This window comes from Pseudomonas sp. NPDC089428 (genome assembly GCF_044749325.1).
GTDB lineage: Bacteria > Pseudomonadota > Gammaproteobacteria > Pseudomonadales > Pseudomonadaceae > Aquipseudomonas.
Genome location: NZ_JBIVHT010000001.1, coordinates 46731 through 66825 on the forward strand (window position 1 = coordinate 46731; position 20095 = coordinate 66825).

A 20095-nucleotide genomic window follows, 5' to 3' on the forward strand; every position below is an offset into this window, starting at 1 on the left:
TTGATTAGACTGCACCCGAATTTTCTCATGACGCCCTGGCGGCATGATCGAGTCCCGCGGGTAACCGTAACCCCGGGCCAGTTCTGAAGGAGTACGCATGGCTGTCTACAACTACGACGTAGTGGTGCTGGGTTCCGGCCCGGCCGGTGAAGGTGCGGCAATGAACGCCGCCAAAGCGGGGCGCAAGGTGGCAATGGTCGACAGCCGCCGTCAGGTCGGCGGCAACTGCACCCACCTGGGCACCATCCCGTCCAAGGCGCTGCGTCACTCGGTGCGGCAGATCATGCAGTTCAACACCAACCCGATGTTCCGTGCCATCGGTGAGCCGCGCTGGTTCTCGTTCCCTGACGTGCTCAAGAGTGCCGAGCGGGTCATCGCCAAGCAGGTCGCTTCGCGTACCGGCTATTACGCCCGCAACCGCGTCGATGTGTTCTTCGGTACCGGCAGCTTCGCCGATGAGCAGACCGTCGAAGTGGTCTGCCCCAATGGCGTGGTCGAGAAGCTCAACGCCAAGCACATCATCATCGCCACCGGCTCGCGCCCGTACCGCCCGGCCGACATCGACTTCCACCACCCACGCGTCTACGACAGCGACACCATCCTCAGCCTCAGCCACACCCCGCGCAAGCTGATCGTCTATGGCGCCGGCGTGATCGGTTGCGAATACGCCTCGATCTTCAGTGGCCTTGGCGTGCTGGTGGAACTGGTCGACAACCGCGGCCAGCTGCTGAGCTTCCTGGACTCGGAAATTTCCCAGGCGCTGAGCTACCACTTCAGCAACAACAACATCACCGTACGCCACAACGAGGAGTACGAGCGGGTCGAGGGCCTGGACAACGGGGTGATCCTGCACCTGAAGTCGGGCAAGAAGATCAAGGCCGACGCCTTGCTGTGGTGCAACGGCCGTACCGGCAATACCGACAAGCTGGGCCTGGAAAACATCGGCATCAAGGTCAACAGCCGCGGCCAGATCGAGGTCGACGAGGCCTACCGCACGAGCGTGCCGAACATCTACGGTGCCGGTGACGTGATCGGCTGGCCAAGCCTGGCCAGCGCTGCCCACGACCAAGGCCGTTCGGCCGCTGGCAGCATCGTCGACAATGGCAGCTGGCGCTTCGTCAACGACGTGCCGACCGGCATCTACACCATCCCGGAGATCAGCTCGATCGGCAAGAACGAGCAGGAGCTGACCCAGGCCAAGGTGCCGTACGAAGTGGGCAAGGCGTTCTTCAAGAGCATGGCGCGTGCGCAGATCGCGGGTGAGCCGCAGGGCATGCTGAAGATCTTGTTCCACCGTGAAACCCTGGAAGTGCTCGGGGTGCACTGCTTCGGCTATCAGGCTTCGGAGATTGTGCACATCGGCCAGGCGGTGATGAACCAGCCAGGTGAGCAGAACAACCTGAAGTACTTCGTCAACACCACATTCAACTACCCGACCATGGCCGAAGCCTATCGGGTAGCTGCCTACGACGGCCTGAACCGGCTTTTTTGAGCGGCTCCGGCCGGTGGCCTGAGCCGGTCGGGGAGACCGATTTCAGCCCTACCCGAGGGTGGTCTTGGCCAAACCGGGAAAGTCTGTAATCAGGCTGTCCACGCCAAAGTCAGCGAGCCGGCGCATCAGTGCCGGTTCGTTGACCGTCCACACCGACACATGCAAGCCCTGACCCTGTGCTTTGAGCAGGCGCTCGGGGGTGCACAGCGTCCAGTTCAACGCCAGCAGCTCGCAGCTATAGTTCTGCGCGACCTTCAGCGGGTCGAGCCAGGCGTACTCGGCAACCAGCCCGCGTTTCACATCCGGTACCAGCTCCAGGGCAGCACCCAGCACTTCGCGTGAGCTCGAAGTGATGGTCACCTTGTCGAGCAGGCCGTACTGCTGCGCCAGTTCGCGGATCGCCAGTACGGTGGTGGCGGCGCGGGTGCGCGAGGCGCTCTTGACCTCCAGCTGCCAATGCTCGAAGGCGCACTTCTCGAACAGTTCTTCGAGTTTCGGAATGGGGCAGGGTTGCACGTGCCCAGGGCCGCCCTTGCGCGCATCGATCTTGACCAGTTCGGCGGCCGGGTGCTCGACCACCTTGCCACGGCGGCCGGTGGTGCGCTTGAGGGTGGGGTCGTGGATCACCATCAGCTCGTTGTCGGCCGACAAGTGCAGGTCCAGTTCGCAGCGGTTGACGCCGTGGGACAGGCACTGCTGAAAACTCTTCAGGGTATTTTCGGGGGCTTCGCCCTTGGCGCCGCGATGGCCGTAGATCAGGGTCACGTTCGTTCCTTCAAATCAGGGTGATAGGGCTCAGGAGGCGGGGCCGTCTTGTTCCAGCTGCTGGCGCCGTTGCTGCTGTTGGCGCTGCAGGATGTAGCGGGCCAGCAGTTGCCGTTGGGCATCGGTCATGTCGGTGAATTCCGTGCCGACCTCGTAATCGCCGCCCGGGCGCGGGTCGCAGTGGGTGACCTTGCCGCGCAGCAGCAGGCCGTGGGCGCGCGGCATCAGTACCATCTTCACCTTCACCCGGGTACCGGGGGCGATCTGCCGAGGTTGCGCGAACTCGATGCCACCTTCGGAAATGATCACCCGCTGTGGCTGGCCGATTTCACCGAGCAGGGTTTGCGCGACCACTGCACTGAGCAGGTCGAGGCGCTTGTTCTGCGCCCGCAGGAAGGCTGCCAGGGTGCGGTCCTTATCGCTCAGCTGGCGCAGCAGGTGCTGTGACTCGAAGTCGGACAGGTGCAGCTCGCTGAGCAGGTTGAACAGTGGCGAATCATCTTGCAACAGTTCTGCCTCAAGGGCTTCGGCCGCGCTGAGGGGGCTGATTTCCAGTGCGATCCGATCTTCGATGCGGTAGTATTCGCGGCGATCTTCTTCGTCTAATGTCGTCATGGCGAACCCATGGTTGCGGCGGTGGTCCGAGTGTAAAGCCGCCGTAGGCGCCTCGCCACAAGGACGTTCCCTTTCATCCGAACAAGCCCCGACATGTTCAGACCTCTTTTCGCATTCATCGGTACGCGTTACACCCGTGCCAAGCGCCGTAACCACTTCGTCTCGTTCATTTCCCTGACCTCGATGATCGGCCTCGCCCTGGGCGTGGTGGTGATGATCGTGGTGCTCTCGGTCATGAACGGTTTCGACCACGAGATGCGTACCCGCGTGCTGGGCATGATCCCCCACGCCACGCTGGAGAGCGGCCAGCCGATCAACGACTGGTCTGCCCTTGCCCAACAAGTAAAGCAGAATCCGCAGGTGCTGGCGGTCGCCCCGTACACGCAGATGCAGGGCCTGCTGACCCATGACGGCAAGGTGCAGAAGGTGTTGCTCAACGGCATCGACCCGGCGCGTGAGCGCGAGGTGTCGATCATCGACAACTTCATCCAGCAAGGCAGCCTCGACCAGCTGGCGCCAGGCGAGTGGGGCATCATGATCGGCGACAAGGCCGCGGCCAAGCTGGGCGTGGCCATCGGCGACAAGCTGACCTTCGTCGCTCCCGAGGTCAGCGTGACCCCGGCCGGCATGTTCCCGCGCATGAAACGCTTCACCGTGGTCGGCACCTTCCACGTCGGTGCCGGCGAGATCGACGGCTACCTGGGCCTGACCAACATCACCGACCTGTCCCGCCTGCACCGCTGGAAGCCGGACCAGGTACAGGGCCTGCGCCTGAAGTTCGACGACCTGTTCCAGGCGCCACGGGTGGCCTGGAGCATCGCCCAGCAGCTGGGCGACCAGGAATACTACAGCCGCGACTGGACCCGTACCCACGGCAACCTGTACCAGGCGATCCGCATGGAAAAGGCCATGATCGGCCTGTTGTTGCTGCTGATCGTGGCGGTGGCGGCGTTCAACATCATTTCCACCCTGGTGATGGTGGTCAACGACAAGCGCGGTGACATCGCCATCCTCCGTACCCTGGGCGCCACGCCCGGGCAGATCATGCTCATCTTCATGGTCCAGGGCACGGTGATCGGGGTGATCGGCACGCTGATCGGCGCCGTGGTCGGGATCGTCGCGGCGCTGAACGTCAGCGCCGCGATCGCCGGCATCGAGACGCTGATCGGGCACAAGTTCCTCAATGCCGATGTGTATTTCATCGATTACCTGCCGTCGCAGATCCAGGCCCAGGACGTCTACATGGTCTGCGGTGCGGCGCTGGTCCTGAGTTTCTTCGCCACCCTGTACCCGGCCTGGCGTGCGGCCCGCACCCAGCCTGCAGAGGCGCTACGTTATGAGTGAGTCGCGCATGAGTGATAAAGCCGTTCTGAGTTGCCGCAACCTGGGCAAGTCCTACGACGAGGGCCCGGAGTCGGTGCAGGTGCTGTCCGGGCTCAACCTGGAGCTGCACGCCGGTGAGCGCGTGGCCATCGTCGGTAGCTCCGGCTCCGGCAAGAGTACCTTGCTCAACCTGCTTGGCGGCCTCGACCGGCCCACCCAGGGCAGCGTGTGGCTGGCCGGCGAAGAGCTGTCGGCCCTCGGCGAGCGTGCCCGCGGCCTGCTGCGCAACCGCGAGTTGGGCTTCGTCTACCAGTTCCACCACCTGCTGCCAGAGTTCACCGCCATGGAGAACGTGTGCATGCCGCTGTTGATCGGCCGCACGGCCATCCCTGAAGCCCGTGAGCGTGCCGAGGCGCTGCTCAAGCGGGTCGGCCTGGGCCATCGCCTGCACCACAAGCCGGCCGAACTGTCCGGCGGTGAACGCCAGCGTGTGGCAATCGCCCGCGCCCTGGTCAATCGCCCGGGCCTGGTGATGCTCGACGAGCCGACCGGCAACCTCGACCACCACACCGCCCAGGGTATCCAGGAGCTGATGCAGGAATTGTCCAGCGCATCGCGTACCGCCTTCCTGGTGGTGACCCACGACCTCAACCTGGCGCGCCAGATGGACCGCGTGCTGAAGCTCGACGATGGCCACCTGGTGGCGATCTGACCGAGTGCACGGGGTGGCAGCGCCGCCCCGTTTTCCCGTTTAATTTGGGTGTTTCCTACATGTTCAGACCCTTGCCCATCTTCATCGGCGCGCGCTACACCCGGGCCAAGCGCCGCAACCACTTCATCTCGTTCATTTCGATGACCTCGATGATCGGCCTGTCGCTGGGCGTGCTGGCGATGATCGTGGTGCTGTCGGTGATGAACGGCTTCCAGCGCGAGATGAGTTCGCGCATTCTCGGCTTGGTGCCGCATGCCTCGATCCTTGGCGTGCAGCCGCTGGACGACTGGCACAAGGCGGCCGATGCCGCGTTGCAGAACCCGGCGGTGATGGCCGCAGCGCCGATCACCGAGATGGAAGGCATGCTCTCGTACAAGGGCGCGATGCAGCCGATCCAGGTCAGCGGCATCGACCCGGCCGAGGAGAGCAAGGTTTCCATCGTCGGCCAGCATATCGTCCAGGGCCGCCTGCAGGACCTGCAGCCGGGTGAGTACGGCGTGGTCATCGGCGAACTGACCGCGCGGCGCTTTCGCCTCAACACCGGTGACAAGCTGACCCTGATCGTGCCGGAAATCAGCAAGGAGCCCGGTGGCATCACCCCGCGCATGCAGCGCCTGACCGTGGTCGGCATCTTCAAGGTCGGTGCCGAACTGGATGGCTCGCAGGCCTACATGCACGTGGCCGATGCCGGCGAAATGCAGCGCTGGGCGCCAGGCCAGGTTCAGGGCGTGCGCCTGAAACTGCACGACCTGTATGCCGCGCCGCAGGTGTCCAAGGCAATTGCTGCCGGTTTGGGCGATGGCTACCGCGCCGATGACTGGTCGCACACCCAGGGCAGCCTGTTCAGTGCGATGAAGATGGAAAAGACCATGATCGGCCTGTTGCTGCTGATGATCATCGCGGTGGCGGCCTTCAACATCATCGCCACCCTGGTGATGGTGGTGAACGACAAGGGGCCGGACATTGCCATCCTGCGTACCCTGGGCGCCACGCCGGCGCAGATCATGGGCACGTTCATGGTCCAGGGCAGCCTGATCGGTATTGTCGGCACCTTGATCGGTGGTGTGCTCGGCGTGATCGCCGCGCTCAATGTCAGCCAGATCGTCGGCTGGCTGGAGCGGGTGAGCGGGCAACACATCTTCACCTCGGATGTTTACTTCGTCAGCAGCTTGCCGTCCGAGCTGCAGGGCGGGGATGTGCTGATGATCTGCGCGGCGGGGCTGGTGATGAGCTTCCTGGCGACCATCTACCCGGCGTACCGGGCGTCGCAGGTGCAGCCGGCGATTGGCCTGGCGGTCTGAGTCCTCCTGTCAGGGCCTTTTCGCGGGCAAGCCCGTTCCTAAAGGGGCAGCACAAGCCCTGAAGGCTGTGCAATACCTGTGGGAGCACCTGTGTTGCTCAATTTCTGGAATCTGGCGCGATCCCTGTGGGAGCGGGCTTGCCCGCGAAGGGCTGCAAAGCAGCCCCCATGTCACCGGACTTCAGGCAATTCGATCACGAAACGGGTCCAGCCATCCTGGCAATGCGCCTTAATGCTCCCGCCATGGGCCTGTATGATCGACCGGGTAATCGCCAAGCCCAGCCCCGCATGCTCGCTACTGCCTTCCCGCCGCGCCGGGTCGACCCGGTAGAAGCGATCGAACAAGCGCGGTAACGCTGACGGTTCAATTGCCGCCCCGGTATTGGCCACGCAAATCCGCAACCCCGGCTCCAGCGTCACCCGTATTCGCCCGCCTGGCGGGGTGAAGCGCAGGGCATTGTCGAGCAGGTTGGACAGCGCCCGTCGCAGCATAGGCCGGTCACCCTGCACGATCGCCTCGCCCTCGCGCAGCAATTGCACGTCATTATCCTCGGCCAACGGCGCGTAGTACTCCAGCAGCGCATCCACGTCTTCGTGCAGGGCCAGCGCCGTCTGCCCCGGTACCAACAGGCCGTGGTCTGCTTTGGCGAGGAACAGCATGTCGTTGATCATCTGCGCCATCCACTGCAGCTCCTCGAGGTTGCCATGCAGTGCCTCGCGGTACTCCTCCAGGCTGCGCGGGCGGGTGAGGGTGACCTGGGTGTGGGTCAGCAGGTTGGAAAGCGGCGTGCGCAGTTCGTGGGCGATGTCGGCGGAGAACGCCGACAGGCGTTGGAAGGCGTCGTCCAGGCGTTGCAGCATGGCGTTCACCGTGGTGGCCAGTTCGGCCAGCTCCTCCGGCATCTGCGCCACCGGCAGGCGAGTGGTCAGTGAGCGTGCCGACACGCTGGCAGCCACCTGGCCCATCTGGCGCAGGGGGCGCAGGCCACTGCGTGCGGCCCAGGCACCAAGCAGGGCAGTGGCCAGCGCCGATAGCCCGACGGTAAGCCAGATCAGGCGCTGCATGCCTTGCAGGAAGTGCTGGTGATGGGTGATATCGAGAAACAGCGTCAGCTGTGCAGACGTCTGATCGTCCGGGGGGACCGTGAGGCTTCGGTAATCGACGCCCTCGGCGTGCAGGGTCGTCAGCGTGGGTGTCGACGGCGTGCCTGGCAGGCCGTCGCGGCTGGCGAACCAGTGCGCACCGTCTGGGCCATCGATGCGCAGCGCCAGGTCAGCCTGGTGGCTGAGCTCGTCGCGCAGGGCTGGCAAGCGGCCTTGCAACTGGTCGGGGTGCTTCAGGCCGGCGAGCTGGCTGCGAAACAGGGAAAGGCGCGACTCCAGCAGTTGCTGGTCCAGTTCGACGAAATGCTGCTCACTGGCACGGTTGAACAGCAGCCCGGCGCCTAGCGACACGGCAGCGGTGCAGGCGGCAAACAGCAGTGCCAGGCGCGTGCCGAGGGACAGCCTGCGCATCAGTCGTGGCGCTCTTCGAGCACGTAGCCCATGCCGCGTACGGTATGGATCAGCTTGTTGGGGTGCGGGTCGTCGATCTTCAGGCGCAGGCGGCGCACGGCCACTTCGATGACGTTGGTGTCGCTGTCGAAGTTCATGTCCCACACTTGCGAGGCGATCAGCGATTTGGGCAGCACCTCGCCCTGGCGGCGTAGCAGCAGTTCGAGCAGGGCGAACTCCTTGGCCGTCAGGTCGATGCGCGTGCCGGCCCGTTCGGCGCGGCGGCGGATCAGGTCCAGGCGCAGGTCGGCGAGGGTCAGGGTGGTGTCCTGGCTGGGGCTGGTGCCGCGGCGCAGCAGGCTGCGCACCCGGGCCAGCAGCTCGGAGAAGGCGAACGGCTTGACCAGGTAATCGTCGGCGCCCAGTTCCAGGCCGTGCACCCGGTCCTCGACGGCGTCGCGGGCGGTCAGGAACAGCACCGGAGTGTCCAGCCCGGCAGTGCGCACGGCCTGCAGGATCTGCCAGCCGTCACGCCCGGGCAGCATCACGTCGAGGATCAGCAAGTCGTGGTCGCCGGTCAGGGCCAGGTACTGGCCGGTCTCGCCGTCGGTGGCCAGTTCGGTGGCGAAGCCGGCTTCGCTCAGGCCCTGGCTCAGGTACTGGCCGGTGCGGGCCTGGTCTTCGACGATCAGCAGTTTCATGCTCAATCCACAATCAGAGGGTTGACGCGGTTCCTTGTGGAAGCGGGTGAACCCGCCGCACAGGGATGATGGGATGGCTGAAATGATACGTGACTAACGCGAGCCTCGCCCAAGCTGACAAAGTTGTAATCTTCTTGTCAGCCAAGCGCCAGCCGCGCCTTTCTAGAGTGGTCCCATCCCGACGTGATCTTCGGAGTCATCATGAAACACCTGTTCATCGCCGCCGCCCTGGCCCTGGTCAGCCTGCCAACCCTGGCAGGCGAGGCGAAAACCTTCGCATTCGGCGAGCCAGCCCCGGCTGCCCCTGCCACCCGCACCGTTGAAGTGGTGCTCAAGGACATCGCCTTCGAGCCCAAGAGCCTGCACGTGAAGGCGGGCGAGACCGTGCGCTTCGTGCTGGTCAACGAAGGCAAGCTGCCCCATGAATTCAACCTGGGTGACAAGGCCATGCATGCCGAGCACCAGAAAGAAATGATCGCCATGCAGGGCAAGATGTTCAACGCCGCCATGCAGCATGAGGGCATGGACCACTCGCAGATGGGCCACGCGCCCGCCAAACCGATGGACCATGCTGCCCATGGTCACGATGGCGGCAACACCGTGCTGGTGCAGCCCGGCCAGCGCGCCGAGCTGACCTGGACGTTCCGCAAGTCGGCGCCCATCGAGTTCGCCTGCAACGTACCGGGGCATTACCAGGCCGGCATGGTCGGGGTGCTGACCATCGAGTAAGCGGGCCTGCAAGGCGGGGTGCAAAACCGGTAGACTAAGGGCAATTTCGAACCTTCAGGTCAGTTTCCATGCATCCCGCCGCCGAACATTCCCCGCTGGGCAAATCCAGCGAATACATTGCCACCTACACGCCTTCGCTGTTGTTCCCGATCCCGCGCACGGCCAAGTGGGCCGAGCTGGGTGTGACCGCCCAGACCCTGCCGTGGCAGGGCGTGGACTACTGGAACTGCTTCGAGCTGTCGTGGCTGCTGCCCTCGGGCAAGCCGGTGGTGGCCATCGGCGAATTTGCCATACCGGCCGATTCGCCGAATATCATCGAGTCGAAGTCGTTCAAGCTCTACCTCAACTCGCTGAACCAGACCCAGTTCGCCTCGATCAACGATTTGCAGGCATGCCTGGTGAGCGATCTGTCGGCCGCCGCTGGCAAGCCGGTGGGCGTGCAAGTGCGTACCCTGGCGGAAGTTGAGGCGCAGGGCGTGGTGGCCTTGCCTGGACAGTGCATCGATGCGCTGGATGTGGCGATCGACAACTACGAGCAGCCGCAACCTGAACTGCTGAGTTGCAACCCTGAGCGCATTGTCGAAGAGACCGTGCACAGCCACCTGCTGAAATCAAACTGCCCGGTGACAGGCCAGCCGGACTGGGGCAGCGTGGTGGTGGAGTACAAGGGCAGGGCGCTGGACCATGCCAGCCTGCTGACCTATCTGATCAGCTTCCGCCAGCATGCCGACTTCCACGAACAGTGCGTGGAGCGGATCTACCTGGATTTGAAGAACCTGCTGCAACCGGAGCACCTGACCGTGTATGCGCGGTATGTGCGCCGCGGCGGGTTGGACATCAACCCATACCGCAGCACCGGGGCGATCAGCCCGGCGAACCTGCGACTGGTTCGCCAGTAAGTTCTGTGTAGTTGGGGCTGCTTTGCAGCCATCCCGGCAAGCGCCGCACCCTGTGGGAGCCGCGCTTGCCGGCGATGGGCCGCAAAGCGGCCCCGGCTGTTTCAGATCCCCATGCTGTGCAGCGAGTTGGCAATGCTGCGCAGGGTGGCGGTCAAGTCCGGGTGTTCGGCTTCGAAACGTTCGATCGCCAGGTTCACCCCGTCGACCACGTTGTTGTCCGGCGTGGCTTCCTCGAGCTTCAACTGCGCTTCGATCTGCCTGGCCTCTTCGTGCAGGGCGGCCAGTTCTTCATCCGAAAGCGGTACGTTGCGGTCCAGTTGCTCGCGCAGGCTGTTCAAGCGCTCTTGCAATTCGCGGGCAGGCATTGGCTGTTCTCCATCAATGGCTTGGCAAGGCATGGACCTCAGCGAAGCGGCAAAGGTTCTCGCCTGTTCCTAGCGTAATCCACTCGGTGGCGCTTTGCATGATCCGCATCAATGGGGCTGTGTCAGGGTTTTTCACCCTTGCTGCAGCGCAGGGCGATGTCGGCAAGGCAGGTGTCCAGTTCTTCGAGGTGGTCGATCACCGAATGCACGCCCAGGCTGAACAGGGCCAACGTGGCCTTGCCGCGGGCCAGTTCCTGTTCTTGCGAGGTCATGGCCTGCCACTGCGCGGACGTGCTTGCGCATGAGGGGTTGCAGGCCGCAAGCCCCACTGTCCACAGGCCGGCGTTGAGGCCTGATTGCAGCAGCTTTGGTTCACCGCTGACCAGCACGCAACCCTCCAGGCACTCGCTGTCCAGGCTCATCAATGCCTGCCAGCAGGCGTTCGGTGCCGGCCAGCGTACGCCGTTGACCGTGTGGCCCGGCAGCCAGTCCGGCAGCACGCTGGCCAGGCGCCTGCTCTGCAGGCTGCCCAGGTCGTCGAGCCAGATGCACGGCACCTGTGCGTGGCGCAGGCCTTCCAGCGTCTCGAGGGCACCAGGGGCGGGCAGGGGGTGGCCGTCGGTGGCCTGGACCAGGCAACCGCGCAGGCCGAACAGTACAGCGGTAATGGCGGGTGCAGCGAGCATGGTAACGTCCCTGAAATAGTCCGCAGGCTATTGGACGATTGTTACCGTGCTGTGACGGGCAACAGCTGTTCACAAATTATTGAGCAAAAATGTGTAAAGCTGTTTATCAGCGCCCAACGCTCTATACTGCCGCCGTACAGCAGCGCACCTGTTGCGCTTGCGGCCGAGAATTTCGATGGAGAAACATCTATGCGTAGGATCGGTGCCGGTGTGATCGAGCGAGTCACCCAGGCCTGTGTCTGCGCCAGCTTGCTGCTGGCGCCCGTGGCAGCCACCCATGCCGCCACCGAGGAAGATCCCTGGGAAGCGGTCAACCGCCCGATCTTCCGTTTCAACGATACGATCGACACCTATGGCCTCAAGCCATTGGCCAAGGGCTACCAGTGGGTCACCCCGCAGTTCTTGCAGGATGGCATCCACAACATGTTCAACAACGTCGGCGATGTCACCAACCTTGCCAACAACGTGCTGCAGCTCAAGCCGCATGCGGCGGGCGTGGATACGGCGCGGTTGATCGTCAACACCGTGTTCGGCCTTGGCGGCTTCTTCGATGTTGGCACCAAGATGGGCCTGCAGCGCAACGACGAAGACTTCGGCCAGACCCTGGGTCACTGGGGCGTGCCCAGCGGCCCGTACGTCGTGATCCCGCTGCTCGGCCCGAGCACCGTGCGTGACGGCCTGGCCAAGTACCCGGACAGCTACACCGAACCCTACCGTTACATCAACGATGTGCCGGTGCGTAACTCGATCTTCGCCCTCAACGTGGTTGACACCCGCGCCAGCCTGCTGTCGGCCGAGAAGCTGATTCAGGGTGACAAATACATCTTCATCCGCAATGCCTACCTGCAGAACCGCGAGTTCAAGGTTAACGATGGCGAAGTCGAAGACGACTTCTGATCCTTGCAGGCAAGAAAACGGCGACCTTCGGGTCGCCGTTTTTGTTACAGCTCAATGCATGGCCAGGATACGCAGGCCAAATTTTTGCTGGCCACCGGGCTGGTCGGCGATCCACACCACCTCGGTACTGGCATGCAGGCCCTTGAGTGCCGGGTGGTCGGAGTCGATGCGCACGTCCAGGTGGTCACCGACCTTGAATTGCTGCGGCGCCTGCACCTGCATGCCGCCGCTGGAAAGGTCCAGGCACACCGCGGCGATCACCTGTCCCTCGTGCAACAGGCTGACCTCGGTGTCGATGCGCATGCGGATGAAATCGCGTTTCTCGCTGTGATTGGAGGGCGTATGAGGCATGCTGCATCCTTCCCAATAGGTTGTACTGGTTGGCATTCTTATAACTCTCGGTGATTTGCCCTGTAAAGAGCAGCGAACTCGACCGACGTATGCTTGAAACGCCTGGCGGATGGGAGTACCGTCTGCGCCTTACGAGGTATCTCCGCTGGTTGCCTGGGCCGGGTTCTTGGCCTACAACTCAAGTAGAGCGTTACCACAGAGTATTCCAGCAGTTGGATGTCAGCCTTGCAGACGCCTCTGCACCAACCCAAATCGGCGCCGTTCGCCCACATGCAGAAAATCAGTGCAACGCTGCTGATCATCGATGATGACGACGTGGTCCGTGCGAGCCTCGCCGCCTATCTGGAAGACAGTGGCTTCAGCGTCCTCCAGGCCGGTAATGGCCAGCAGGGGCTCCAGGTCTTCGAAGAACACCAGCCCGACCTCGTGATCTGCGATCTGCGCATGCCGCAGATGGGCGGCCTCGAACTGATCCGCCAGATCAGCGAGCGCGCGCCGCAGTTACCGGTGATCGTGGTGTCGGGTGCCGGCGTGATGAGCGACGCGGTCGAGGCCTTGCGCCTGGGTGCCGCCGACTACCTGATCAAGCCGCTGGAAGACCTGGCCGTGCTCGAACACTCGGTGCGCCGGGCGCTCGACCGTTCGCGCCTGGTGCTGGAGAACCAGCGCTACCGCGACAAGCTGGAAGCGGCCAATCGCGAACTGGAGGCCAGCCTGCACCTGTTGCAGGAAGATCAGACCGCCGGTCGCCAGGTGCAGATGAACATGCTGCCAGAAAGCCCCTGGGCGCTTGGTGAGTTCACCTTCGAGCACCAGATCATTCCGTCGCTGTACCTGTCGGGCGACTTCGCCGACTACTTCCGCGTGGATGAGCGGCGCATTGCCTTCTACCTCGCCGATGTCTCCGGGCATGGCGCGTCGTCGGCATTCGTCACGGTGTTGCTGAAGTTCATGACCACGCGGCTGTTGTTCGAATTCAAGCGCAGCAGCAAGCTGCGCGAATTCAAGCCTTCGGAAGTGCTCAGCCACATCAACCGCGGCCTGATCAACTGCAAGCTGGGCAAGCACGTGACCATGGTCGGTGGCGTGATCGACGAAGAAACCGGCCTGCTGACCTACGCCGTGGGCGGCCACCTGCCGCTGCCGGTGCTGTATACCCCGGGCGAGGCCCGCTACCTTGAGGGCCGCGGCCTGCCGGTAGGGTTGTTCGACGAAGCGACCTACCAGGACCTGGTGATCGAGTTGCCGCCGCAGTTCAGCCTGAGCCTGATGTCCGATGGCATTCTGGACCTTTTGCCAGGGCATACGCTCAAAGATAAAGAAGCTGCCTTGCCGGATATCGTCAAGGCGGCGGGTGGTAGCCTGGATGGGCTGCGCCAACGATTCGGATTGGCTACGCTTGGGGAGATGCCGGATGATATCGCCCTATTGGTGTTGAGCAGGAACCTTCAATGAGTACCGGTAGAATCCAGTTCGCCGAGCAGAGCGGTACCTTTGTACTGAAATTCGTCGGTGAAGTGCGCTTGACCCTGTGTTCGGCGCTGGATGCGACGATCGAGAAGATTTTCACCGCGCTGAACTTCTCGGCCATTGTCATCGACTTGACCGAAACCGAAAGCATCGACAGCACCACGCTGGGCCTGCTGGCCAAGCTGTCGATCCTGTCGCGTCAGAAGGTGGGCCTGTTGCCGACCGTGGTCACCACCAACCCGGATATTTCGCGTCTGCTGCAATCCATGGGCTTCGATCAGGTGTTCAACATCGTCGACCGCCCGGTACCGCGCCCTGAGTGCCTGACCGACCTGCCGTCCCAGGATCAGAATGAAGATGTGGTGCGCTCCAAAGTGCTGGAGGCGCACAAGATTCTCATGGGCCTGAACGACTCCAATCGCGAAGCCTTCCATGACCTGGTGAATGCGCTGGAGCGGACCTGATCTTCAGCCTGTGCCGGCCTCTTCGCGGCTGAAGCCGCTCCCACAGGGATATCACTTCTCTTGAGGCCTGTGGTGTACCTGTGGGAGCGGCTTTAGCCGCGAAGAGGCCAGCAAGGCCTCCACAACTCCCCAGCCAAGTCACTCACGTTGCGCAAACTCGGCCGCTTCACTGCCATCCGCACTCAGCTGAAGCACCCGCGCCGGCCGCCCCTGCTCATCGAAGAACACCTGCCCCAACCCCGCCCCATTCCAAAGCCGCTCCCCGGCCTTGCTGCGGCTGGGCGTGCGTGGCACCACCTCCATCTGCCTGCGCTTGGTAAACCAGTTCAGCGGTGAGCGTGGCGAGTACAACCAGCGGTTGAGCCGGTCCAGTACATCCAGCAAGCGTCGCGGGAATTCGTTCTTGATCCCGCTGCTGGTCACTTGCCATAGATGCGGGCTGCGCTGGCGATGACGGATCAGCACCTCGTAGACGAACGAATAGTGCACGTCACCCGACAGAATCACGTAATGCCCCGGTGTGCGCGAATGGCGGAAGATGTTCAGGATCACCTGGGCCGCGCCACGGTGGGCCATCCAGTTCTCGGCATCCACCAGCAACGGGTAACCCAGCCAGCTGAACACCTTTTGTACGGTTTCGATCAGCTTCACGCCAAAGATCGGCGCCGGTGACACGATGATCGCCGAAGGGTGGTCCAGTAGTGCCTGCTGCAGCTCGCATAGCGCTTCCCAGTCGAGCAGGCCGGATGGCTTGCCCAGGTCGCTTTCGCTGCGCCAGCGGCGCGTGCGGGTGTCCAGCACCAGCAGCGGTGGCTCGCTCGGCAGGCTGTATTGCCAGCCCTGGAAGCGCAGCAGCTCAGCGATCAGCTGGTCCTGCTGGTGGGGCAGCGTCTGGCACTGCCCGATCAGGCTGTTGCAGGCATCCGGGTCATTGCCCCAGGCCTGGCACAACAGGTAGCCGAGCAGCGCATTGCCGATGATCCGCCGCGAGAACGGGTGGCCGTAGGCGGTTTCTTCCCACTGCGCGGAGAGGTTCCAGTCATCGGTGATGTCGTGGTCGTCGAAAATCATCAGGCAAGGCAGGTGGGCCATCACCCGCGCCACCTGGCCCAGGTTGGCAGCGAAGGCCTCGATCAGCGGCAGTTCCTCGTGGTAGCGCTGCTGGTGTCGAGGGCTCAGGCCTGCAGGCATGTTCAGGTCGATCAGGCGCCAGGGTTGTGGCGACCACACCAGCAGGTACATGGCCATGACCTCGGCGAAGGTCACCAGGTGGTTGTCGGCATTGCTGGAAGAGAAGATCGGCTTGCGCTTGCCGCCGAAGAAACGCTCACGCAGGGTTTCGTTGCGTGCCTGGGCAGGCAGCAGGTCGGCGCGATGGTAGTAGCTGGCGGGGTGGCGGTAGAGCGCCTGGCTGTCGCTGACCACCGCGCCGTCCAGCGTTTCGTCGAACAGGCCCAGGCGCTCGATCAGCACATGAATGGCGCGCAGCATCGGGCCGGCAACGTCATCAGCGTAAACCTGGTCGCCCGTCATCAACAGCACGGCAGGGCGCTCCTGCGGCGCCTGGCAGGCCTGCAGCAGGCGGTCGGCGCAGAGCAGGCCATCGGCGGCCGGGTGATGGGGTTTGCGGCAGGAGCCATGCAACAGCTGGTCCAGGCGGTCACGCAGCACCAGGCTTGGGCGCTGGCTGCCGGGGTAGAGCAGGTGCGGGGCCCAGCTGGCAATGCCCTGGCCGTTGATCAGCAGGTCGTAGTGGATGGCGGCGTTGCGCGGCAGCGGCTCGGCGAAGTGGATGTCCAGCAGGTGAATGAAGGCGTGCTGGCCGATCGCAACGACCTGGCAGCCCACCTTGGCGGTGCCGTCGAAGATGAATTCCGGTTGCAGGGGTTGGCTGCCAACCAGCCAGATGGCCAGCCTATGCGGTTCGAGGCGGCGCAGTACCGGGCCGGCGAGCACGAGGGGCAATGGGGATGAGGTCATTTTGCCTTTGAGTTCAGAACGCGTTCACAGCCCGCAGAAACAAAACGGGCGGAAAATGCTCAACATTTCCCGCCCGCCTGGCAAACCGTAGATGTATCAGGCTTTTTCCGCCATCAACTTCTCGAGTTTCTCCTGATCCCGGGCAAACTGGCGAATCCCTTCAGCCAGCTTCTCGGTGCCCATGGCATCCTCGTTCATCGCCCAGCGGAACTGGCTTTCGTTCAGCACCTGCTTGGCCTCGCCGGCATTGCCCGGTTGCAGGATGCGCGGCAGCTCGCCCTGGTCGCTGCTCAGCTTGTCCAGCAGGTCTGGGCTGATGGTCAGGCGATCGCAGCCGGCCAGTTGTTCGATCTGGCCGATATTGCGGAAGCTGGCGCCCATGACCACGGTGTTGTAGCCATTGGCCTTGTAGTAGTTGTAGATGCGAGTGACCGACTGCACGCCCGGGTCTTCGGCGCCGACGTACTCCTGGCCGGTGCTCTTCTTGTACCAGTCGTAGATACGGCCCACGAACGGCGAGATCAGGAACACGCCAGCATCGGCGCAGGCCTGGGCCTGGGCGAAGGAGAACAGCAGGGTCAGGTTGGTCTGGATGCCTTCCTTTTCCAGCTTCTCGGCGGCGCGGATACCTTCCCAGGTGGAGGCCAGCTTGATCAGCACGCGGTCTTTGGACACTCCAGCAGCTTCGTAAAGGTCGATCAGCTGGCGGGCCTTGTTCAGCAGCGCCGGCTCATCGAACGACAGGCGCGCATCCACTTCGGTGGAGATACGCCCCGGGATGACCTTGAGAATGCCCGCGCCCACGGCCACGGCGAACTTGTCGCAGGCCAGGTCGACATTGCCCTTGGCATCGGCCTTCACCTGCTTGAGCAGCTCGGCATAGCCCGGGATGGCGGCGGCCTTGAGCAGCAGCGACGGGTTGGTGGTGGCATCGACCGGCTTGAGACGGGTAATGGCATCCAGGTCCCCGGTGTCGGCGACTACGGTGGTGAACTGCTTGAGTTGTTCCAGCTTGGAGGTCATGGGCGTGCTCTGTCCTGTGCATTTACTCGACATTACCCGAGCCCCGACGGGCGCTCAAGAGGCGCGCGGGGCAGGGCAGAATTGCCGAAGGTGATGATTCGAGTCAGCAGCTGGCGCGAGGTTCCCTGTGAGGGAAAAACCATCTGTCGCCACGGCGCGCCCCCTGTGGGAGCGGGCTTGCCCGCGAACACGGGCGAAGCCCGTGCCATGCACCACGGTGCCGGCTTCGCGGGCAAGTCGGGGCGCCGAACCGACGCTCCCACAGCTATTGCGTTGTCTTGAGATTCGGCCTGGTTCCGGCTGGAATCAACCTATCGCCCCTGCATCAACTCCGCCGCCTGATCGAACACCTTCAGCGGCTCCGCCGCCTTGTGAATATCCGCCGACAGCAACTGCCGGAACCGCCGCGCCCCCGGGAACCCTTGGCCCAGCCCCAGAATATGCCGGGTGATGTGATGCATCGCGCCCCCGCTTTGCATGTGCGCCACGATATAAGGCCGCAGCTGCTCCAGTGCCTCGCTCCGGCTCACCACGGGCGCCTCGCTGCCAAACAGCTGCTGATCCACCTCGGCCAGCAGGTAAGGGTTGTGGTACGCCTCACGCCCCAACATCACCCCATCGAAAGTCTCAAGGTGCCCCTGGCACTCGGCCAAGGTCTTGATCCCGCCATTGAGCACGATCTCCAGGTCCGGGAAGTCCGCCTTCAGCTGCGCCGCCACGTCATAGCGCAGCGGCGGAATCTCGCGGTTCTCCTTCGGCGACAGCCCTTCCAGAATCGCGATCCGCGCATGCACGGTAAAGCTCCGGCACCCGGCCTCACGCACCTGACCGACGAAGTCGCACAGTTCGGCATAGCTGTCGCGGCCATTGATGCCGATGCGGTGCTTCACCGTCACCGGGGTGGACACCGCATCCTGCATGGCCTTCACGCAATCGGCCACCAGCGCCGGGTGGGCCATCAGGCAGGCACCTATCATGTTGTTCTGCACCCGGTCGCTCGGGCAGCCGACGTTGAGGTTGACCTCGTCGTAGCCGGCTTCCTCGGCCAGTTTGGCGCAGGCGGCCAGGTCGGCCGGCACGCTGCCGCCCAGCTGCAGCGCCAGCGGGTGCTCGGAGACGTCGTGGCGCAGGAAACGGTGGGCGTCGTTGTGCAGCAGGGCGCCGGTGGTGACCATTTCGGTGTAGAGCAGGGTGTGCTTGGAGAGCAGGCGCAGGAAGAAGCGGCAGTGGCGGTCTGTCCAGTCCATCATCGGCGCAACGCTGAAGCGGCGGGACGGCTCAGGGCGCGTGGTTTGTGGCTTTGCGCCTGATTTTGCAGTGATTTCGTTCAACGTGTTTCGTACCGATTTCGGGGGTTTTGGGGCGTTTTTACCAAGCGCTTGGTGCAATGTACCAATCGAATCAGGACGTGTACCAATTCTCATGGCAACGATCAGACCCCGCAAGAAGGCCGACGGCACCATCAGCTACACAGCTCAGATCCGCATCAACCGCGACAAGGTGACAGTCTACCAAGAGAGCCAGACGTTCGCCCGCAAACAGGCGGCGGTGGCCTGGGCGAAGCGACGAGAAACCGAGTTGGCGAAACCTGGTGCATTCGAGCGAGCGAGCCGGGTAGGGCACACGGTTAAGCAGATGATCGACCGCTACCTGGTCGAGGCCGAGAAAGCCCGGCCGTTGGGCGAGACGAAGCGCCGCACGTTGAATGCCATCAAGAACAGCTACTTGGGTGAGAAGGAGGATTCCGACCTCACTCAGCAAATGCTGGTGGACTACGCGCTGTGGCGCATGAGTCCTGAAGGAGGAGGCATCAAACCGCAGGCGGCCGGCAATGACATGGCGCACCTGGGGTCGGTGCTGTCCTTGGCCAGGGCGGCGTGGGGGTATGAGATTGATGCGCAAGCAATGCCAGATGCCCGCCTCGTGCTGAAGAAGTTTGGCTACAACCTGAAGAGTCGAGAGCGAGATCGGCGCCCTACACTGGATGAGATCGATAAGATGCTCGAGCACTTCTTCGAGATTCTGCAGCGGCGTCCGAGCGTCATCCACATGCCCAAGGTAGTAGCGTTTGCGATTTTTTCGACCCGCCGAATGGACGAGATCACACGCATACGGTGGGAAGATTTGGATGAGCACCGGCAGGCAGTGAAGGTGCGGGACATGAAAAACCCTGGCCAGAAGATCGGCAACGATGTCTGGTGTTACTTGCCGGATGAGGCATGGATCATCGTGCAGAGCATGCCTCGAGAGTGTCGCGAGATATTCCCGTACAACACGGACTCAATCGGCACAGCCTGGTCGAAGGCATGCAAGATGAAAGGGATAGAGGATCTGCACTTCCACGACTTGCGGCACGAAGGGGTTAGTCGCTTGTTTGAAATGGACTGGGACATACCGAGGGTCTCGAGCGTATCTGGTCACCGTGTCTGGAACTCGCTGCGGCGGTATACCCATTTGCGTGGGCGAGGGGATGGGTATAAAGGCTGGAAGTGGCTGGATCAGATCATTCAGGCACCGGTTAAACTCGGCGCCCGGGCTGAGTAGGCGGGTGGGTAGCGATGCTACCTCTATAAGCGCTTACTAGTAGTCAGGCATCGGCTTTGGGTCGATTGCGGTCAGTCGTGAACGGCTGCTTTCGTCCCAAAGCAGCCCTCCATGGATTTCCGCTATCGGCCAAAAGCGTACGGTTGCGTTATATTCACTCTAGAGGAGGCACGTGGAGGGTTATTCCCAACCTATTGATTCTCAGTCAGCTGGCGGATTCGCTGGCAGCCTACAGCAGTAGATCGTTGGCTCGCGGTGTCTTCATAGCCTTCCTTTGCAACAGCA

General features: G+C 63.0%; 20 protein-coding genes. 10 read left to right on the forward strand and 10 right to left on the reverse strand.

Going from position 1 to position 20095, the window contains the following annotated elements; translation table 11 throughout:
• Window positions 1–97: 97 nt before the first annotated feature.
• Window positions 98–1492 (forward strand): Si-specific NAD(P)(+) transhydrogenase, encoded by a 1395-nt coding sequence (gene sthA, locus ACIPZ5_RS00205; protein ID WP_261940914.1) that lies wholly within the window; start codon window positions 98–100, stop codon window positions 1490–1492.
• Window positions 1493–1540: 48 nt separating this feature from the next.
• Here the strand turns inward: sthA and ACIPZ5_RS00210 are convergent, their stop codons facing one another.
• Both ACIPZ5_RS00210 and ACIPZ5_RS00215 read right to left on the reverse strand, forming a co-directional pair.
• The gene (locus ACIPZ5_RS00210) at window positions 1541–2257 is read right to left on the reverse strand and encodes a glycerophosphodiester phosphodiesterase (RefSeq protein WP_261940913.1); all 717 of its coding nucleotides are present in this window, start codon (window positions 2255–2257) and stop codon (window positions 1541–1543) included.
• 30 nt (window positions 2258–2287) lie between these two features.
• Entirely contained in the window at window positions 2288–2872 is a 585-nt protein-coding gene (locus ACIPZ5_RS00215) for a PilZ domain-containing protein (RefSeq protein ID WP_261940912.1), read from the reverse strand.
• Window positions 2873–2965: 93 nt separating this feature from the next.
• Between ACIPZ5_RS00215 and ACIPZ5_RS00220 the strand changes: the two genes are divergently transcribed.
• Genes ACIPZ5_RS00220 through ACIPZ5_RS00230 form a run of 3 tightly spaced genes read left to right on the forward strand, consistent with a single transcriptional unit; the run spans window position 2966 to window position 6208 of the window.
• Window positions 2966–4216 carry a lipoprotein-releasing ABC transporter permease subunit gene (locus ACIPZ5_RS00220; RefSeq protein WP_085674795.1) on the forward strand — a complete coding sequence of 417 codons (1251 nt, stop codon included), beginning with the start codon at window positions 2966–2968 and terminating at the stop codon, window positions 4214–4216.
• Window positions 4217–4223: 7 nt separating this feature from the next.
• Window positions 4224–4907, forward strand: a complete 684-nt coding sequence (gene lolD, locus ACIPZ5_RS00225; RefSeq protein ID WP_176506135.1) for a lipoprotein-releasing ABC transporter ATP-binding protein LolD — start codon at window positions 4224–4226, stop codon at window positions 4905–4907.
• Between the two features lie 59 nt (window positions 4908–4966).
• Complete coding sequence (locus ACIPZ5_RS00230; RefSeq protein WP_343597189.1) at window positions 4967–6208, forward strand: lipoprotein-releasing ABC transporter permease subunit; 1242 nt, start codon at window positions 4967–4969, stop codon at window positions 6206–6208.
• A gap of 170 nt (window positions 6209–6378) precedes the next feature.
• Here ACIPZ5_RS00230 and ACIPZ5_RS00235 read toward each other — a convergent pair whose 3' ends face one another.
• Entirely contained in the window at window positions 6379–7722 is a 1344-nt protein-coding gene (locus ACIPZ5_RS00235) for a heavy metal sensor histidine kinase (protein ID WP_400805810.1), read from the reverse strand.
• A complete protein-coding gene (gene cinR / locus ACIPZ5_RS00240; protein WP_313712009.1) occupies window positions 7722–8402 on the reverse strand; it encodes a two-component system response regulator CinR in 681 nt (226 codons plus the stop codon). The genes ACIPZ5_RS00235 and cinR overlap by 1 nt, the downstream gene beginning before the upstream one ends.
• A gap of 201 nt (window positions 8403–8603) precedes the next feature.
• Here cinR and ACIPZ5_RS00245 point away from each other — a divergent pair, with 201 nt between their 5' ends.
• Together ACIPZ5_RS00245 and queF are read left to right on the forward strand one after the other, a co-directional pair.
• Window positions 8604–9131 carry a plastocyanin/azurin family copper-binding protein gene (locus ACIPZ5_RS00245; RefSeq protein WP_400805814.1) on the forward strand — a complete coding sequence of 176 codons (528 nt, stop codon included), beginning with the start codon at window positions 8604–8606 and terminating at the stop codon, window positions 9129–9131.
• Window positions 9132–9199: 68 nt separating this feature from the next.
• A complete protein-coding gene (gene queF, locus ACIPZ5_RS00250) occupies window positions 9200–10030 on the forward strand; it encodes an NADPH-dependent 7-cyano-7-deazaguanine reductase QueF (protein WP_313712007.1) in 831 nt (276 codons plus the stop codon).
• A gap of 101 nt (window positions 10031–10131) precedes the next feature.
• Here the strand turns inward: queF and ACIPZ5_RS00255 are convergent, their stop codons facing one another.
• A complete protein-coding gene (locus tag ACIPZ5_RS00255) occupies window positions 10132–10395 on the reverse strand; it encodes a DUF4404 family protein (protein WP_152956394.1) in 264 nt (87 codons plus the stop codon).
• A gap of 122 nt (window positions 10396–10517) precedes the next feature.
• Window positions 10518–11081 carry a phosphonoacetaldehyde phosphonohydrolase-related protein gene (locus tag ACIPZ5_RS00260; RefSeq protein ID WP_343597196.1) on the reverse strand — a complete coding sequence of 188 codons (564 nt, stop codon included), beginning with the start codon at window positions 11079–11081 and terminating at the stop codon, window positions 10518–10520.
• Between the two features lie 189 nt (window positions 11082–11270).
• Between ACIPZ5_RS00260 and ACIPZ5_RS00265 the strand changes: the two genes are divergently transcribed.
• On the forward strand, window positions 11271–11978 hold the full coding sequence (locus tag ACIPZ5_RS00265; RefSeq protein ID WP_261940906.1) for a VacJ family lipoprotein: 708 nt from the start codon (window positions 11271–11273) through the stop codon (window positions 11976–11978).
• 51 nt (window positions 11979–12029) lie between these two features.
• Here ACIPZ5_RS00265 and ACIPZ5_RS00270 read toward each other — a convergent pair whose 3' ends face one another.
• Window positions 12030–12329, reverse strand: a complete 300-nt coding sequence (locus ACIPZ5_RS00270; RefSeq protein WP_261940905.1) for a PilZ domain-containing protein — start codon at window positions 12327–12329, stop codon at window positions 12030–12032.
• A gap of 270 nt (window positions 12330–12599) precedes the next feature.
• Between ACIPZ5_RS00270 and rssB the strand changes: the two genes are divergently transcribed.
• A complete protein-coding gene (gene rssB / locus ACIPZ5_RS00275) occupies window positions 12600–13784 on the forward strand; it encodes a two-component system response regulator RssB (protein ID WP_261944337.1) in 1185 nt (394 codons plus the stop codon).
• A complete protein-coding gene (rssC, locus tag ACIPZ5_RS00280) occupies window positions 13781–14263 on the forward strand; it encodes an anti-sigma factor antagonist RssC (RefSeq protein WP_085674779.1) in 483 nt (160 codons plus the stop codon). The genes rssB and rssC overlap by 4 nt, the downstream gene beginning before the upstream one ends.
• A gap of 138 nt (window positions 14264–14401) precedes the next feature.
• Here rssC and ACIPZ5_RS00285 read toward each other — a convergent pair whose 3' ends face one another.
• The 3 genes from ACIPZ5_RS00285 to dusA all read right to left on the reverse strand — a co-directional run bounded on the left by ACIPZ5_RS00285 (window position 14402) and on the right by dusA (window position 18588).
• A complete protein-coding gene (locus ACIPZ5_RS00285) occupies window positions 14402–16243 on the reverse strand; it encodes an alkaline phosphatase D family protein (RefSeq protein ID WP_343597200.1) in 1842 nt (613 codons plus the stop codon).
• Between the two features lie 96 nt (window positions 16244–16339).
• Entirely contained in the window at window positions 16340–17266 is a 927-nt protein-coding gene (gene tal, locus ACIPZ5_RS00290) for a transaldolase (protein ID WP_261940903.1), read from the reverse strand.
• Window positions 17267–17577: 311 nt separating this feature from the next.
• A complete protein-coding gene (dusA, locus tag ACIPZ5_RS00295) occupies window positions 17578–18588 on the reverse strand; it encodes a tRNA dihydrouridine(20/20a) synthase DusA (protein ID WP_400806675.1) in 1011 nt (336 codons plus the stop codon).
• Between the two features lie 100 nt (window positions 18589–18688).
• Here dusA and ACIPZ5_RS00300 point away from each other — a divergent pair, with 100 nt between their 5' ends.
• Window positions 18689–19810: a tyrosine-type recombinase/integrase gene (locus ACIPZ5_RS00300; RefSeq protein WP_400805820.1), complete on the forward strand. Its 1122-nt coding sequence runs from the start codon at window positions 18689–18691 to the stop codon at window positions 19808–19810.
• Window positions 19811–20095 lie beyond the last annotated feature (285 nt).